14 protein-coding genes and 1 other RNA gene are annotated in these 15,783 nt (G+C 39.3%); 9 read left to right on the top strand and 6 right to left on the bottom strand.

Going from position 1 to position 15,783, the window contains the following annotated elements; all coding sequences use genetic code 11:
- Window positions 1-12 precede the first annotated feature (12 nt).
- Entirely contained in the window at window positions 13-546 is a 534-nt protein-coding gene (locus AC4G3O_RS12005; protein ID WP_491136227.1) for a hypothetical protein, read from the bottom strand.
- A 178-nt stretch (window positions 547-724) separates the two neighbouring features.
- Between AC4G3O_RS12005 and secG the strand changes: the two genes are divergently transcribed.
- From secG to AC4G3O_RS11965, 8 genes are all read left to right on the top strand, one after another.
- Entirely contained in the window at window positions 725-943 is a 219-nt protein-coding gene (gene secG, locus AC4G3O_RS12000) for a preprotein translocase subunit SecG (protein WP_373925489.1), read from the top strand.
- 140 nt (window positions 944-1,083) lie between these two features.
- Window positions 1,084-1,824, top strand: coding sequence for an alpha/beta hydrolase (locus AC4G3O_RS11995; protein ID WP_139892225.1), 741 nt, complete (start codon window positions 1,084-1,086; stop codon window positions 1,822-1,824).
- Between the two features lie 50 nt (window positions 1,825-1,874).
- Window positions 1,875-4,241: a ribonuclease R gene (gene rnr / locus AC4G3O_RS11990; protein ID WP_491136367.1), complete on the top strand. Its 2,367-nt coding sequence runs from the start codon at window positions 1,875-1,877 to the stop codon at window positions 4,239-4,241.
- Between the two features lie 202 nt (window positions 4,242-4,443).
- Complete coding sequence (locus AC4G3O_RS11985; protein ID WP_491136226.1) at window positions 4,444-5,826, top strand: L-cystine transporter; 1,383 nt, start codon at window positions 4,444-4,446, stop codon at window positions 5,824-5,826.
- Window positions 5,827-5,963: 137 nt separating this feature from the next.
- Window positions 5,964-6,341: a RidA family protein gene (locus AC4G3O_RS11980; protein ID WP_066106287.1), complete on the top strand. Its 378-nt coding sequence runs from the start codon at window positions 5,964-5,966 to the stop codon at window positions 6,339-6,341.
- Window positions 6,342-6,410: 69 nt separating this feature from the next.
- Window positions 6,411-6,875, top strand: coding sequence for an SsrA-binding protein SmpB (gene smpB, locus AC4G3O_RS11975; protein ID WP_066106290.1), 465 nt, complete (start codon window positions 6,411-6,413; stop codon window positions 6,873-6,875).
- 142 nt (window positions 6,876-7,017) lie between these two features.
- Window positions 7,018-7,380: a transfer-messenger RNA gene (gene ssrA, locus AC4G3O_RS11970) on the top strand.
- Window positions 7,381-7,556: 176 nt separating this feature from the next.
- On the top strand, window positions 7,557-8,429 hold the full coding sequence (locus tag AC4G3O_RS11965; protein ID WP_066106293.1) for a hypothetical protein: 873 nt from the start codon (window positions 7,557-7,559) through the stop codon (window positions 8,427-8,429).
- A gap of 145 nt (window positions 8,430-8,574) precedes the next feature.
- Here AC4G3O_RS11965 and AC4G3O_RS11960 read toward each other — a convergent pair whose 3' ends face one another.
- Window positions 8,575-9,498, bottom strand: coding sequence for an aldo/keto reductase (locus AC4G3O_RS11960; RefSeq protein ID WP_139892228.1), 924 nt, complete (start codon window positions 9,496-9,498; stop codon window positions 8,575-8,577).
- Window positions 9,499-10,155: 657 nt separating this feature from the next.
- On the opposite strand from AC4G3O_RS11960, the gene AC4G3O_RS11955 reads away from it, so the two are divergent.
- Entirely contained in the window at window positions 10,156-11,004 is an 849-nt protein-coding gene (locus AC4G3O_RS11955; protein ID WP_140461925.1) for an SAM hydrolase/SAM-dependent halogenase family protein, read from the top strand.
- 156 nt (window positions 11,005-11,160) lie between these two features.
- Here the strand turns inward: AC4G3O_RS11955 and AC4G3O_RS11950 are convergent, their stop codons facing one another.
- From AC4G3O_RS11950 to AC4G3O_RS11935, 4 genes are all read right to left on the bottom strand, one after another.
- Window positions 11,161-11,799, bottom strand: coding sequence for a hypothetical protein (locus AC4G3O_RS11950; protein ID WP_066106296.1), 639 nt, complete (start codon window positions 11,797-11,799; stop codon window positions 11,161-11,163).
- Between the two features lie 152 nt (window positions 11,800-11,951).
- Window positions 11,952-12,632 carry a hypothetical protein gene (locus AC4G3O_RS11945; protein ID WP_139892229.1) on the bottom strand — a complete coding sequence of 227 codons (681 nt, stop codon included), beginning with the start codon at window positions 12,630-12,632 and terminating at the stop codon, window positions 11,952-11,954.
- Between the two features lie 151 nt (window positions 12,633-12,783).
- On the bottom strand, window positions 12,784-14,391 hold the full coding sequence (locus AC4G3O_RS11940) for a glycoside hydrolase family 43 protein (protein WP_491136366.1): 1,608 nt from the start codon (window positions 14,389-14,391) through the stop codon (window positions 12,784-12,786).
- Window positions 14,392-14,469: 78 nt separating this feature from the next.
- Window positions 14,470-15,669, bottom strand: coding sequence for an ROK family transcriptional regulator (locus AC4G3O_RS11935; protein ID WP_257469110.1), 1,200 nt, complete (start codon window positions 15,667-15,669; stop codon window positions 14,470-14,472).
- Window positions 15,670-15,783 lie beyond the last annotated feature (114 nt).

The raw sequence follows: 15,783 nt of genomic DNA, 5'->3' as shown, positions 1-15,783 counted from the left end.
GCGTCTTTTCATTTAATTTCTATCGCGGTACTCTCTCCTTAGTTCGTTTTGAAAACGGTCCAAAAATACGCCAATCAGGAAAAATGCGATTAATATAGAATAGAAGGTTTTAAATACGACCTGGACAGATCCTGGACTCCAAACAGTCGACCAGAAAGTGCCTTCGCCAATAAATCCATAGGCAAGTATTAAGATATGTAATGCCAACCAAAAGAGGCTTAGAGTGCTCGTATTCGAGCGAATAATGACTGCTATTAAGCTAATCAGTGCTGCTATACAAACCACTAAAAGGATGGGGTTAATAGACAACCATTCTATAGATAAGAGTTCAAAAATCAATAAACCAATCAAACATAGATGTACAAAATAGGTCATAAAATAGATGAACGGCCTTCCATTAAGTTTAGAAATGATTAATAGTACACCGGCCGCGAGTAAAAGAGCTCCCATTAAGGGGGCATTCCATCCGAAGAACATCATTAAACTGCCAAATATAAATCCGATCATATTTATGTAATTTACTTTATATAACCAATCGGTAAACATAATCATGTCCCCCTCTGTCCCGGGTTTTTGAATCCTCTTATTTGATTATACCCTGCCTGCGGTGAATTTAACTATTACCTCCTTGTTAGTTATTGTGAAAAAAAGGTGGTTATGGTAAAGTGATAGTATTGATAAGACCGTAATTAGGAGGTATTTGTTCGTGTTGCATACTACGCTCATGGTATTATTGGTTATTACATGTATTAGTTTAATTGTTGTGGTCTTACTGCAATCCGGTAAAAGTGCAGGTTTATCCGGCGCGATTTCCGGTGGTGCTGAACAGCTTTTTGGTAAACAAAAGGCGAGAGGACTTGATTTATATTTACACCGCGCTACTATTGTTTTATCAGTATTATTTTTTGTTTTAACCATTCTGGTTTCTTTCTTTGCAAAGTAATAGTGCGAAAACAAACATTGCCTGGCAGCTTTGCCAGGCTTTTTTGATGTGTAAATCGTTCATATTAATAGCGTTTTGTTCCTCTAACATCGTAAACTAATAGTACATAGTATAAGTTTTAACAAAGGGAGATTTTTTATATGAAGTTAACTCAGCCAAAACCATTTACATTCGAGGGAGGAAACCGTGCAGTCTTATTGCTTCACGGTTTTACAGGGAATAGCGCTGATGTAAGGATGTTAGGCCGATATCTTGAAAGCAGGGGATATACATGTCATGCACCGCAATATAAAGGGCACGGAGTACCTCCGGAGGAGTTGGTAGAATTCGGACCAACTGATTGGTGGAAGGACTGTATGAAAGCCTATGATCGATTGCGGGCAATGGGCCATAAGGAAATTGCGGTAGCAGGTCTTTCGTTAGGAGGGGTATTTTCCTTGAAATTAGGTTACACTGTACCTGTTAAGGGTATCGTTACCATGTGTTCACCTATGTATATAAAAAGTGAAAAAGTTATGTATGATGGGGTACTTGAGTATGCCCGTCAGTATAAAAAGCGTGAAGGTAAAAGTCAGGAACAAATTGAGGCAGAAATGAATTGTTTTCGTCCAATGAATACCCTGCAAGCCTTGCAAGAATTGATTGGCAATGTAAGAGATCATGTGAATCAAGTGGATGTTCCGCTTTTTGTCGCTCAGGCACGCCACGATCATATGATCAATACTGACAGCGCTAATATTATCTATAATTCTGCAATTACTGAACAAAAAACATTAAAATGGTATGAGGAATCAGGCCATGTGATAACACTGGATAAAGAACGTGATCAGCTTCATCAGGATGTTTTTGCGTTTTTAGAGAGTCTTGATTGGGCAAATTAATAGATAGATCAATGATAAAGGAAAGAAAGGAGGGGTTTGTGATGGATGACATGATACGTCAACATGTAGAAAAGCTGTATTCTTATATGAAAGAAGAAGCTTACAAACCCATGACCGTACAAGAATTAGAGGCAGCAATGGGGGTAGAAGACTCCGGGGATTTCAAGGATTTTGTGAAGGCTCTTGTGTATATGGAGGAGCATGGCCAAATCGTGAGAACTCGTTCTGATCGTTATGGACTGCCAGAACGTATGAACCTTGTAAAAGGGAAGGTATCTGGTCATGCTAAGGGATTTGCTTTTGTGCTACCTGAAGAGAAAGGCATGGATGATATTTTTATTCCTCCGCATGAGTTAAATAATGCGATGCATGGAGATATTGTTATGGTCCGTGTTTCTTCACAATCATCAGGCCAAAGACGGGAAGGCACCATTGTTAAAATCATTGACCGCGGTGTCCAAAATGTCGTAGGGACATATACGGAAACAAGAGGGATTGGTTTTGTAATCCCAGATGATAAAAAAATGGCTAATGATATCTTTATTCCTAACGAGGCGAAGAACGGTGCCGTTGAAGGTCATAAAGTAGTTGTTAAAATAACAAATTACCCAGAAGGCAGAATGTCGGCAGAAGGTGAAGTTATCACGATCTTAGGGCATAAAAATGACCCGGGTGTTGATATTTTATCCATTATTCATAAGTTTGGTTTGCCAGGAGAATTTCCAGAGGATGCACTGGAACAAGCTAATCAAACACCTGAAGTCATAGATGAAAAAGATCTGGCCAATCGTCGTGATCTTAGGGATGAAACGATTGTCACGATTGATGGTGCGGATGCGAAAGACTTGGATGATGCTGTTACAGTAACGAGACTTGATAATGGAAATTATAAATTGGGTGTACATATTGCCGATGTTTCTCATTATGTAACCGAAGGATCGCCAATTGATAAGGAAGCGGCAGAGCGTGCAACAAGTATCTATCTTGTGGATCGAGTTATTCCGATGATACCACATCGACTATCAAATGGAATTTGTTCATTGAATCCACGTGTTGACCGTTTAACATTATCATGTGAAATGGAGATTGATTCTGAAGGAACTGTTGTTTCCCATGAGATTTTCCAGAGTGTCATTAAAACAACAGAGCGTATGACGTATTCAGATGTGAATGAGATTCTTGTTGATAAGAACGCAGAATTGATTGAGCGCTATGAACCGCTTGTTCCGATGTTTGAGGAAATGGAGAAATTGGCTGGAATTCTTCGCGAAAAACGGATGCGCAGAGGAGCCATTGACTTTGATTTTAAAGAAGCAAAAATCCTTGTTGATGAGAATGGAGAACCAACCGATGTTGTTCTTCGTACACGATCTGTTGCAGAAAAATTAATTGAAGAATTTATGTTGGCAGCTAACGAAACAGTGGCTGAGCATTTCCATTGGATGGACGTGCCGTTCCTTTACCGGATCCACGAAGATCCAAATGAAGAGAAGCTGAGAAAGTTCTTCGACTTTATCGTAAACTTTGGTTATATCGTTCGTGGTACGGCGAATTCCATTCACCCACGTGCTTTGCAGGAAATCATTGAAGCGGTACAGGGAAAACCAGAAGAAATGGTTGTATCGACAGTCATGCTTCGCTCCATGAAGCAAGCAAAATATGATCCTGAAAGCTTGGGACACTTTGGATTGTCGACCGATTATTATACGCACTTTACATCACCGATCCGCCGTTATCCGGACCTAATTGTCCACCGCTTAATTCGTACGTATTTAATAAATGGAGATTTAAGCAAAGAGACGCAGGAAAAATGGAATGAAAGACTTGGTGAGATCGCCCAGCATACTTCCTCAATGGAAAGACGGGCAGTAGATGCTGAGCGTGAAACGGATGATCTGAAGAAAGCTGAATACATGGAAGATAAAGTGGGCGAGGAGTTTGATGGGATTATTAGCTCTGTCACAAACTTTGGTATGTTTGTTGAGCTATCCAACACAATTGAAGGTCTTGTCCATGTCAGCTATATGACTGATGATTACTATCATTTTGACGACCGGCAATTTGCAATGATTGGTGAACGTACAGCTAAAGTCTTCCGCATTGGTGATGAGATCACGGTAAGGGTTATTAAAGTAAATAAAGACGAGCGTGCCATTGACTTTGAAATTGTTGGGATGAAAGACAATCGTGAACGGGTTTCTGGTGAAAAACGTATTTTTAAAGCAGAACCGGGTAAAAACCGCCGCAAGGATTCTTCCAGACCACAGGGAGGAAATGGAGACAAAAGCGGTCCTAAAGGCCAGGGCAAAGGTAAGCAAGGAGAAAGCTCCGATAAAAAAGGCCCGAGAAAGAAAAAGAAGTTTTATGAAAACGCACCGGCTGCTAAGCGTAAATCCGGTAAGAAGAAAAAACGATAATAAGCAGAAGAGAGCTGACTTATGTTGGCTCTCTTTTCTTTGAGAAAGATATGTAGTTATATTTACCATGCTGAGGTATATAGATAAAAAAGAATTTTTGATATAGAAAAACAGCTTGTCTAGTCATAATACTGTACATTAGGTAGTACAATCTATATAATACATATGTATTTAGTATGAATTAAAAGGGGGAGAAATTGAAATGGATACGACCTTAGTTATTATAAATATTCTTATTTTGTTAGCATTAGTCGGTGTACTTTTCTATATGCAAAAGAAACATGTTTCCTTTGCAAAACGAGTATTTACAGGTCTCGGATTAGGAATTCTTTTAGGGGTATTCCTTCAATTTGCATTTGATCCTGACAGTGCTGTATTGGCAGATACAAAAAATTGGTACAGCATTGTTGGAACAGGTTATGTCAGCTTTTTAAAAATGATTGTCATGCCTTTGATTGTTGTGTCGATTATATCAGCTATCATTCGCATAAAAGGGCAAGCTGGAGTTGGTAAAATCAGCTTTTCTATTATCGGTATTCTGGTTTTAACAACAGCTATAGCAGCCGCTGTTGGAATTGGCAGTGCTTTAACGTTTGATTTATCAGCGGACCATCTTGAATCTGGCGAAGCAGAGGAGGCACGTTCGGCTCAATTAGAAGAAACAATGGTTCAAGTAGAGAACCAGAGCTTTCCGGAACGTATTTTGCAGGTCATCCCAACAAATCCGTTTCTTGATTTGACTGGCCAACGACCTACTTCTACAATCGCAACCGTAATTTTTGCAGCGTTTGTTGGAATTGCGGCAATCGGAGTTAGAAGAAAGGCGCCAGCGGAGTTTGAGACATTTGAGAAAATCATTAATGCCTTATATAAAATTGTCATGCGAATCGTTACGTTGATTCTTCGTTTAACACCGTATGGTATTTTAGCGTTAATGGCTACAACTATTGCCAATACAAATGTACAAGGAATCATTGAATTATCTACATTTGTTATTGCTTCCTATTTAGCATTGATCGTGATGTTCCTGATCCACTTAGTTATATTATTCTTTAGCGGTTTAAATCCAATGCAATATGTTAAGAAAATGGGTCCATTACTTACGTTTGCTTTTACATCCCGGTCCAGTGCGGCAGCTATTCCTATTAATATAGAGACTCAAACCAAACAATTTGGTAACTCTGAAGGGATTGCTAACTTTTCTTCTTCATTGGGAGCGTCTATTGGTCAAAATGGATGTGCAGGAATTTACCCGGCTATGCTGGCTGTAATGATTGCACCTGATCCGCTAGATCCCGTTTTCCTTATTCAATTAGTCATCATTGTAGCTATCAGTTCATTTGGTGTAGCTGGTGTTGGCGGAGGAGCTACCTTTGCCGCATTAATCGTATTATCCAGCATGAACCTGCCAATTGGTATAGCAGCCTTACTGATCTCTGTAGAACCATTAATCGATATGGGAAGAACAGCTCTTAATGTCAGCGGTTCAGCAACAGCAGGATTAGTAACCGGCCGTATGACAGGCGAATTGAACAAAGAAGTATACAATGGTAAAATGGTTAAAATGAATTCACTTGAAGCATAAAAGAGTAAGGAAGAATGCGTAATTGTTGCATCTTCCTTTTTTCTTTAAGTCCGCATCCCATTCCTGATGGAAGGATAAGAGGACATTTCAATCGAATACTAAAGGTATGGAATTTAGCGAAATGGAGGAATACTAGAATGAGTAAGATTACGATTCAAACAGCTAAAGCACCGGCCGCAATCGGGCCATATTCTCAAGCCATTCGAGTGAATGGGTTTATTTATACATCAGGCCAGCTAGGATTAGATCCTGAGACGGGCGAATTAAAAGATGGTGTGAAGGAACAAACTCACCAAGCATTTAAAAATATTCAGGCCATTTTAAACGAAGAAGGCCTTGGTTTGGACCAAATTGTGAAGACAACGGTCTTCCTGAATGATATGAATGATTTTGCAGCAGTTAATGAAGTATACGCAACCTACTTTACCGGCAGCTTTCCGGCAAGGAGTGCGGTAGAAGTAGCGCGGCTTCCAAAAGACGGACTTGTAGAAATAGAAGCCATTGCTGTAGTATGATAAAAGGAGAGCCTGATATTCTGGGCTCTTTATTCACCTAACCCATATAAAGAGAGAGGGGGCAATTATATGCCAAAAGGTTCAGGAAAGGTAATCGGCCAAAATAAAAAAGCGTACCATGATTACTTTATCGAGGAAACCTATGAAGCAGGAATTGTTTTGCAGGGAACTGAGATTAAATCGATTCGAAATGGTCGTGTGAACTTAAAGGATTCATATGCAAGGATTATTAATGGGGAAGTATTCTTAATGGGAATGCATATTAGCCCATATGAGCAGGGTAACCGCTATAATCACGACCCATTGCGTGTGCGTAAGCTACTTTTGCATAATAAGGAAATCAGTAAATTAATTGGTTCCACAAAAGAACAGGGATATGCACTTGTTCCATTGAAGCTGTATTTAAAGAACGGTTTTGCAAAAGTTTTGATCGGTTTAGGTAAGGGTAAAAAGAATTATGATAAACGTGAAGACTTGAAGAGAAAAGAAGCAAAGCGTGAAATCGAACGAGCGTTCAAAGAACGTCAGCGTTAAGCTTTGACTGGTTGGTACTCTCACCAAGTTCTTACAATTGAATTTCATATTCATTATGTTATAATTACTTATGTACCACAATTGAATAGAAGCAACGCTCAAAGTACGCTTCTTCATTTCGTACGATCCACATTCTTATCATGGGGACGTTACGGATTCGACAGGGGTAGTTCGAGCTTATGTTGCGAGTCGAGGGGATCGGCCTCGTTAAAACGTCACAGCCTATAACTGGCAAACAAAACAACAACTTAGCTTTCGCTGCTTAATAACAGTCGATAAGCTGTTCCTCCCTCCATCGTCCATGTGGTAGGGTAAGGGACTCAACTTTAGTGGACTACGCCGGATCTCACCGTCTGAGGGAGAAGGAAGAGAATAACCAGACTAGCTGTCCGGACGCCTGTCGATAGGCATAAGGCACAGCGAATTGCCAATATATCGACTACACTCGTAGATGCATAAGTGCCGTTATCTTTGGACGTGGGTTCGACTCCCACCGTCTCCACCAAATACATAATTTTGGTGGTTTTTATTTTATATATGACATAAAGCATAAATTTTCCGCTTCGGAAGGTTTATGCTTTTTTTTTGAGGAATCAGTCTTGTTATAATTATACCGTTTTTTGGTATATAGGATTATCTGGCATCATAACGTGGTAGACGACAAAGAAAGGGGTGAGTAAAATGTTGAAACAGATGGGTATCGTGCTAGCTTTAACAAGCATTTACCTTGCTGGATGCTCGCATGAAGATGCAGCTACGGATAAAAAAGCAGGGGAGAAACATGAAGAATCAGCTCAACCTGTAACAACAGAAAAATCTTCAACGGATCAGAAGGAAGACAGCGAATCTGCCAACGGAAGCCCTGTAAAAGCTGAACAAAACGACTCACATGATGCCTCATTATCTCAGGAAAAAGTAATAAAAGATGCCAAGGAACAAATCAAAGGCTCAATATCTCCTAAGCTACCCATACATCTTCCGCTATCGTCTGAGGACAAGAATCTAAGTGCGGCGACCCTTTCGGAATCTGATATGTATCGCGTTATATTTTTTGAAAGCGAAAAAATGATACCAGTCAACAGTAAAGAGTTGAACAATAGTACCATTGCAAAACCGATTGCTGTAATAGAAGTCCATCAGTATAAAACTGAAGAAGAGGCTAAATCAAAAATCGGCTATATACAGCCTGAGGGGATCCAGGCAGGGAATCCTATAGATCTGGGTCATTCCATCCAAGGATATGAGGACGCAGGGGCAGGACATAAGTGGCTAAATTGGCATGAAGGAAGATGGTATCTACAAGTCCAAGCCTCCAATATAGAAGGCAACAGTGACTACGTCCCGCTCGCTAAACAAATGGTCTCCTATCTTGAAAGCAACCAACTGCCAGTGCCCCATGAATATGGTTCTGTAAAAGCGGATATAGATTCGCAAAAAGCAGGCAATAACCGTATTTCTTGGCAGGAAGGTACAGTCGTTTATACGGTCTCCGAAGTGGCAGACCCCATTGACATGCTAGCGATAGCTTGCAATTTTGATGAAACGAAAGAATAAGTGTTGGTATAGATAGAGAATAGTTTTAGTGAAATTGATGACTTTCTAATAAGATAAGAAGAGCCTCAATTCAAATAGGATAACACTGGAAAGGAAAGTGTCTTCCTAAGTGTATCTTAAGGCTCTTCATTTTATTCGGAAGATTTTAAGGCAATATATGCCCGCTGTTCAAATAAAGGCGATACCATTCTTCACGGCTTAACTGTAATTCATTGCCCCGAATAATGTCAGCCATCCGTTTTTGATTAGTTGTACCAGCAATCAACTGAATGTTTGCTGGGTGTCGCAAAATCCAAGCTGCTGCAATAGCGGTTGGAGTTGTTTCATATTTATCAGCTAACTCTGTAAGAGTCTCGTTCAATTCGGGGAACTTCTCATCATTCCCGATAAAAACGCCTTCAAAGAAACCATATTGAAAAGGTGACCAAGCTTGGATGGTTATATCATGGAGTCTGCAATAATCTAGGACACTACCATCCCTCTCAACGGCGCCTTCTGTTTGCATATTCACTTCCATCCCATTAGCAATCATGTTCGAAAAGGGGAGGCTTAGTTGCAGTTGGTTTACAATGATCGGCTGCTTTACATATTTTTTTAACAATTCAATTTGCATTGGCTTATGATTGGATACGCCAAATTGACGGACTTTGCCAGAGCTCTCTAAGGTATCGAATGCTTCAGCTACTTCCTCAGGATCTACCAAAGCGTCTGGACGATGAAGTACCAGTGCATCTAAGTAATCGGTGTCCAGGCGTGTTAGTATTTTATCGACAGACGTTAAGATATGCTCTTTTGATAAGTCATACATAGTACCCGGCTTGATCCCGCATTTTGATTGCAGGATTACATCTTCTCTGTTATATCCCGCAATCTTTAAGGCCTTACCAAACTTGGATTCACAAATGCCATTTCCATAAATATCAGCATGGTCAAAGAAATTCAGCCCATTCTCCATACAAAAAGTAAGATGTGCTGCTAAATTGTCATCATTCATAGAATCAATTCTCATACAGCCTACAGCAATAGCTGGAACGCTTAAACTGCTGCTACCAAGTTTTATCCTTTTCATGCTTATTCCTCCATCCATTTAAAAAACTCTTATTTTTCTATCTATGTTAGCGACTGATTATACCGGAAAACAGTGTATCCCTCATCGTAATCTGTACGCTGTCCCCATTTTACTATAATTCAGAAAATTTTTATGGATGACTCTATTCCTGTGTTAAAAGAATTACAGTCGAAATTTAGACGAGCATGTAGACACACTTTATAAGATATAGACAATGTAAAAAAAGAATAGGGAATTCATCAGTTTTATCGATTATTGTTTCCATATTTGGATAATGTATATTGACAAAGCATAATCAAGCTCATTATAATTTTAATAATTCAAAATATTATAAAGTATGGAAGAGGAGAGTAGATTCTGGATATTTCTCTTTTAGAGAGCTTCGGCAGCTGAAAAGGAGCGGGAAGTACCATTATTGAAAATGGCCTCTGAGCCTCGTGCTGAAAGTATAATTTATTAATTATATGAATAGGTTTCGACGAGATTTGGTACTCGTTATCCATACCAGAGTGTAGGAAGCGTTGATTCGTTTTTACGCTTACGAAGGCTGTTTATGTGAGTAAGCAGCGAATTAAGGTGGAACCACGTGAAGTCACACCACGTCCTCATCATGGTAAGGACGTGGTGTTTTTTATTTTGGACAAAGAAATGGGTGGGATGAAGTTGAAACGTTTATTAGTTTTTCAATCAGATTTTGGATTAAGTGATGGGGCTGTAAGTGCTATGTATGGAGTAGCGCTTTCTGTCGATCCATCTTTAAAGATTAGTAATAATACGCATGATATTCCAACGTTTAATATATGGGAAGGCTCATACCGTCTATTGCAGGCTATTTCTTATTGGCCGGAAGGAACGGTATTTGTATCGGTGGTAGATCCGGGTGTAGGATGCGATCGCCGAAGTATCGTTGCAAAGACCTCTGGTGGACACTATGTGGTCACGCCTGATAACGGTACCCTATCCCATATCAAAAATAAAATTGGCATCACGGAAGCAAGAGTGATAGATGAGAAGGTAAATCGTTTGCCGCGTTCAGGAGAATCCTACACTTTCCACGGGCGTGATGTTTATGCGTATACAGGGGCAAGGATTGCAGCTGGGGTGATTAGTTTTGAGGAAGTGGGGCCGGAAATACCTGTTGATTCCCTTATTGAACTACCTCTTTATGAGGCATACATACATGATCATAAGATTACCGGTATTATTGAAATTCTTGATATTCGATTTGGAAATCTATGGACGAATATTTCGCGAGAACTCTTTAGAAAACTGGAAATCTCACTGGGAGATAAGGTCTGGGTTCAAATTGAAAAGGATGGAACAGTGAGGTTTGAGGAAGAGGTTGTATATGGCAGATCTTTTGCAGACAGTGCATTAGAGGAAGCCATTCTTTATGTTAATTCACTTGATAATCTGGGGCTGGCCCTAAATCAAAAATCATTCGCTGATACTTATCACATTAGTACGGGCAGTAATTGGCGCATTACCATTCGTAAAGCGCCATAATTGATGAAGGTTTGTCTAACCTTCCTTAAATACATCATTGAGACGTATTATGCGACTTAAGCATGGTTGGTGTGTTTTTCAGAACAAGGGGTTATTTTAGGTTAGATATTTTACTGCTAGTGTTGTTTAATATTGTTTTTCTCCTTTCAGCTAATGCTAAAATTGCATTTCGATGGAGATAATTCTTTTTGATTCATCTATCCACAGGCAAAGTGTTTGTGTGTGATGAGAGAAATAACGCAGAGCATGCGAATTTTTTAGGGAATCATTCAGAATCCAATTTGAGAGTTGAAAACCAAATGAAGGGCTTTCCGTGTTTTCTTTTAAATAGGCTAGTACTAGATCAAACTCCTTGTCCTCGTAGGAATTGATTTTCTCTGGAATTACTCTATACGGACTTGAAGGTGAGAATTGAACTTGTTGAAGTTGTTTGCTTTGTGGAAAAAGGCTCTTAATAACAGGGTTTAAGGGATTAGACATGAGATGCTTTAAAGAATCATTATTGGGCTTAGCCAACATGATCTCAATCGGTTTATCATTCACTATAAATTCTTTTCGCTCATCGAAGTGCAAGATGATTTCTCGCAGCTCCTTATCCTTGATAAGGCCATTTTTTATCGGATAATAAGTAACGCTATCGCTCAACTGTGCACTTAATAATAGGAAAAATTGCGTCAGAAGGGAATATTGTTTTGGCACTCCATTACCATCAATGGATTTGCTCCTGAAGAAAGGAGAGCTATCCTCTTCTTCATCAATAAAAAAATCTCTATTAAAAGGTTCTAGCCAATTCAAATGAACTCCCCCAATAACTATGATTTATTTTATTGTCTTATATTTCCTTTAAATGCGCATCTGTTATTTATCGTAAATGGAGTTTAACCTAATAAGAAATAGAGCTTTAAAGAGACCAAGCTGATTTTCATTGGGTTGGTCTCTTTGGATATTCAACCGAGAGCCAGTTTTTTGCCCCCCTGATAACGATCCTGATACCTTTTTGTAAACACAAGAGAGATGAGTAAGATTAATTCAAACGCATTGGTGATTGCGCCGCTTTCAATTGGGATCTTGACCATGCTCCCGACAATCATAAGTGCGGTTCCAACGAATATCCAATACCAACCTGTCCTTTTCCAAAGAATAATGGATGACACAAGAAGTGCCAGTGTGACCATTAAAATCATGATTGGCGGTCCTTGTGGAGAATTGGTTGAAGAATAGCTTAGAATGCCATAGCTTTTTTCCGCTTTTAGTGAGAGGTCCCACACAACTGTAAATAGTTCTATCAAAAAAGCAATTAGTGTAAAGGCAACTGTAATCAGTATGGCTGAGGTGGTATTCACCCACTTGACCCTAGCACGTTTAAGTACATCCCAGGAAAATAAAATTAACAAAGGTGTAAAAATCGCATGCATCCAGTATCGAGCAGCATTCAAATTCTCTAAAACTTCTCCCTCCCCAATCCACTTTCCGATGCCAAGAATGGCATTATCATAGATGAGCGGTACAATAACCAGAATTAATACATTCGATACTATGCTAACACCACTCTTTTTTATGGATTGAAGCATCATGATGAGCAAGCCGGCATAAAAACAAGCAAACAGTATATACAAAAATGTATCCATCAGAAAACCTCCTCGTTATCCTATACCTTTCCTAAAACAGTAAGGACTTAAACATAGGAATGCTTACGATGTATTTATACATGAGAAAAGAGGATATCCGGTCTGGATATCCTCTCTTAAGCTAATGCAGTCTATTTTACCCCTACGCAAATTATTCATTGACCTTATAAGTAAAGTAATCAAAATCAGCAGCCTTGCCTTCTCCAGATGTATCCTGGCACTGCATGCCTACAAAGGCTCCAGTAAAGAATCCGCCACCGCGGATATAATCATCAGATAGTTTATAAGAGTATAGGGTTACTGGGATTTGTATCCAAGCTTCTCCGTCAAATGAATAGGAGTAGTGATACGTGTTTGTTTGGACTTCGGAACGTATATAAACATATTCAATTTCATCCGGTACCGGAATTTCATTACCACTCAATGGTCGATCAAAGGTGAAATTATCACATACGGTTAAATCTAGAACTCTACCTTTCTCTTCGTTCCATGTAAGCTGAAGGGCGCTCCAATTTTCCGTGTTGTAATAGTTTACTAAGCCGGCGGCCTGCTGGAATGTGTCCGGGTTAAAAGCCAATTTAGTTTCAGCTGTAAAGTTAAAATGCTGCCAGCGTCTTGCCACAAAAGCCTGTGTGAATTTTGAAGTGAGTGATTCTTTACCGTACAATCGCAAGTGACCTGGTTTGTCTTCCAATGAGAGATGATCTCCTAGAGGAATCCGTAAAGTTTGGAAGTTAAGATTCAATGATTTCTCGTTAAAATCATCTTTTTCAGGATAATCTTTTTCCCATTTTACTTCCTCCATCTTAGGTCCTTCTATTTCAAGAGAAGGCTGATTACCGCCCACTACATACGGCCAATCGTTCTCCCAAGTCAATCGTTGAATGGCTGTTTCACGGCCGAGCGGACAAAACCCTCTTGGATCCAGCAATGCCTGATTCTCTTTAGGAAGAGGGCGTCCGGTTAAATGAACTAAAAACCATTCATCTGTATGAGTGTGAACGATAGAAGCATGGCCCGCTTTTTGTAATGGATTTCTTGGATAAGGAAACGATGTAATTAACGGATTTTCCGGATGTACTTCATATGGTCCATCAATCGTTTTGGAGCGGGCAATGGTTGCCTGGTGATCATATTTTGTTCCACCCTCTGCCGTTAACAGATAGTAGTAGCCATTCCATTTATATAAATGCGGAGCTTCTGTCAGTTTGATGTCGGTTCCTTTAAAGATAATTTTTTTATCTCCAACTAACTTTTTCTCTTCTACACTATATTCCTGAAGTACAATTCCATAGAAACTATGGTTTCCAAGGCGATGATCCCAGACCATATTCACAAGATATTTTTTGCTGTCATCATCATGGAATAAAGATGGATCAAAGCCAGAGCTATTAAGATGGATTGGATCAGACCATTCGCCATCAATCGTTTCACAGGTACTGAGATAATTATGGCTGTCTTTCCACTGTCCGCCTGTCACCTTGACATCTGTATAAATGAGCCAGAACTTCCCATCATGGTAGGAGAGAGCAGGAGCCCAAATACCCCCTGAATCAGGATTTCCCATCATATTTAATTGGCTTAATCTATTTAATGGGCGGGAAACTAATGACCAATTTTTTAAATCCTTAGAGTGATAAATACCGACCCCGGGGAACCATTCAAACGTAGAAACGGCAATATAATAATCTTCGTCACGTCTGCAAATACTTGGATCAGGGTTAAAGCCAGTTAAAATAGGGTTTTGAATTTTCATTATTGTAGCCTCCTTAATATATAAAAAAATAGAAGCGCTTTCATAAATGTGTAATCTTGATTGCGTCAGCAAAGAAAGCAGCTAATATTGATGCACTAATGGATAGGTCTGAATACTTTGATGATACAGGTCGTTATCTAAGAAATGTTCAGTTGAAAAAGCAGCTACGCCCAGTGCGCAAGAATGACTCGCTAAACTTGAATATTGTATATGTAAGTTCTTTTGATGATTAGATAGAGAATGATTTTTTATGGTTTCTACTAATGAAGAGTGAATCCATTTTTCACAGGCGGCCAGGCGATTGCCAAGAATAACTTGATTAGGGTTAAAAATATTAATGATATTATTAATGCCAATCCCAATCGATTTCCCTATTTCACTGAATAATTCAATTGCTGTTAGGTCTTCATTTTCAGCAAGATCAATTAAGTGTTCGAGTGTAATGGCGGGATCATTCATCATGAGCTTCGCCTGACTGACTAGGGCTCTCTCTGATGCATATAATTCCCAGCATCCATGGTCTCCACAGCGGCATTTTTCTCCGCTTCTTTCGATTGTCATGTGACCCAGCTCCCCTGAAAGTCCATTATTGCCCTGATAAAGTTGGTTATTCAGGATTAAGCCGCCGCCGATTCCAAACCCAATACTGATGTATATCATGTTGGTGAAGTTTATTCCGACACCGAATTTTTTTTCGCCATATGCCCCACAGTTTGCTTCATTCTCAACTTTAACAGGTACACAGTATTTCTTTGCGACCATATTTTTCAAATCGATGTTTTTCCAGTTTAAATTGGGAGCCATTAAAATTCTTCCAGTTGTATCAACTGTGCCCGGTACACCAATACCAATCCCGACTAAACCATATGGTGAATCAGGAATGGAAGCAACCATACAATCAATCATTTCATACAGTCTTTTTTTAATATCTTCATAGGTTAGTTCCTGGAATTTTTCCAGTTTTTCTTTGTGGATTTTCCCCTGTAGGTTGGTTACGATTCCTAAAATATAGTTAACTCCAAGATCAACTCCTATGGAATAGCCTGCATTTTCATTGAAGAATAACATAACTGGCCGTCGGCCACCGTTGGATTTGCCAGGTCCGGATTCAGATACGAGCTGTTCCTCTATAAGCTCGGAAACCAATGAAGAGACTGTTCCTTTATTAAGGCCGGTTTTATTGGCCACATCTGTGCGTGATAAAGGAGGAGATTCCTTAATAACATGCATGACCAAAGATTTATTTTCTTTTTTTACAACCTGCTGATTATACGTTTTCAATGGTCCGCCTCATTTCTATCACATTTACTATAATAGTAACATCTAATACTTTGTTTATCTAGTAGACAAACAAAGTATTCCATGATATTCTAAATTTAAGTTTAATAGTAAGTA

The sequence above is a fragment of the Bacillus sp. z14 (2026) genome, from assembly GCF_058313575.1.
This window is presented reverse-complemented; position numbering and strand designations above follow the sequence as displayed.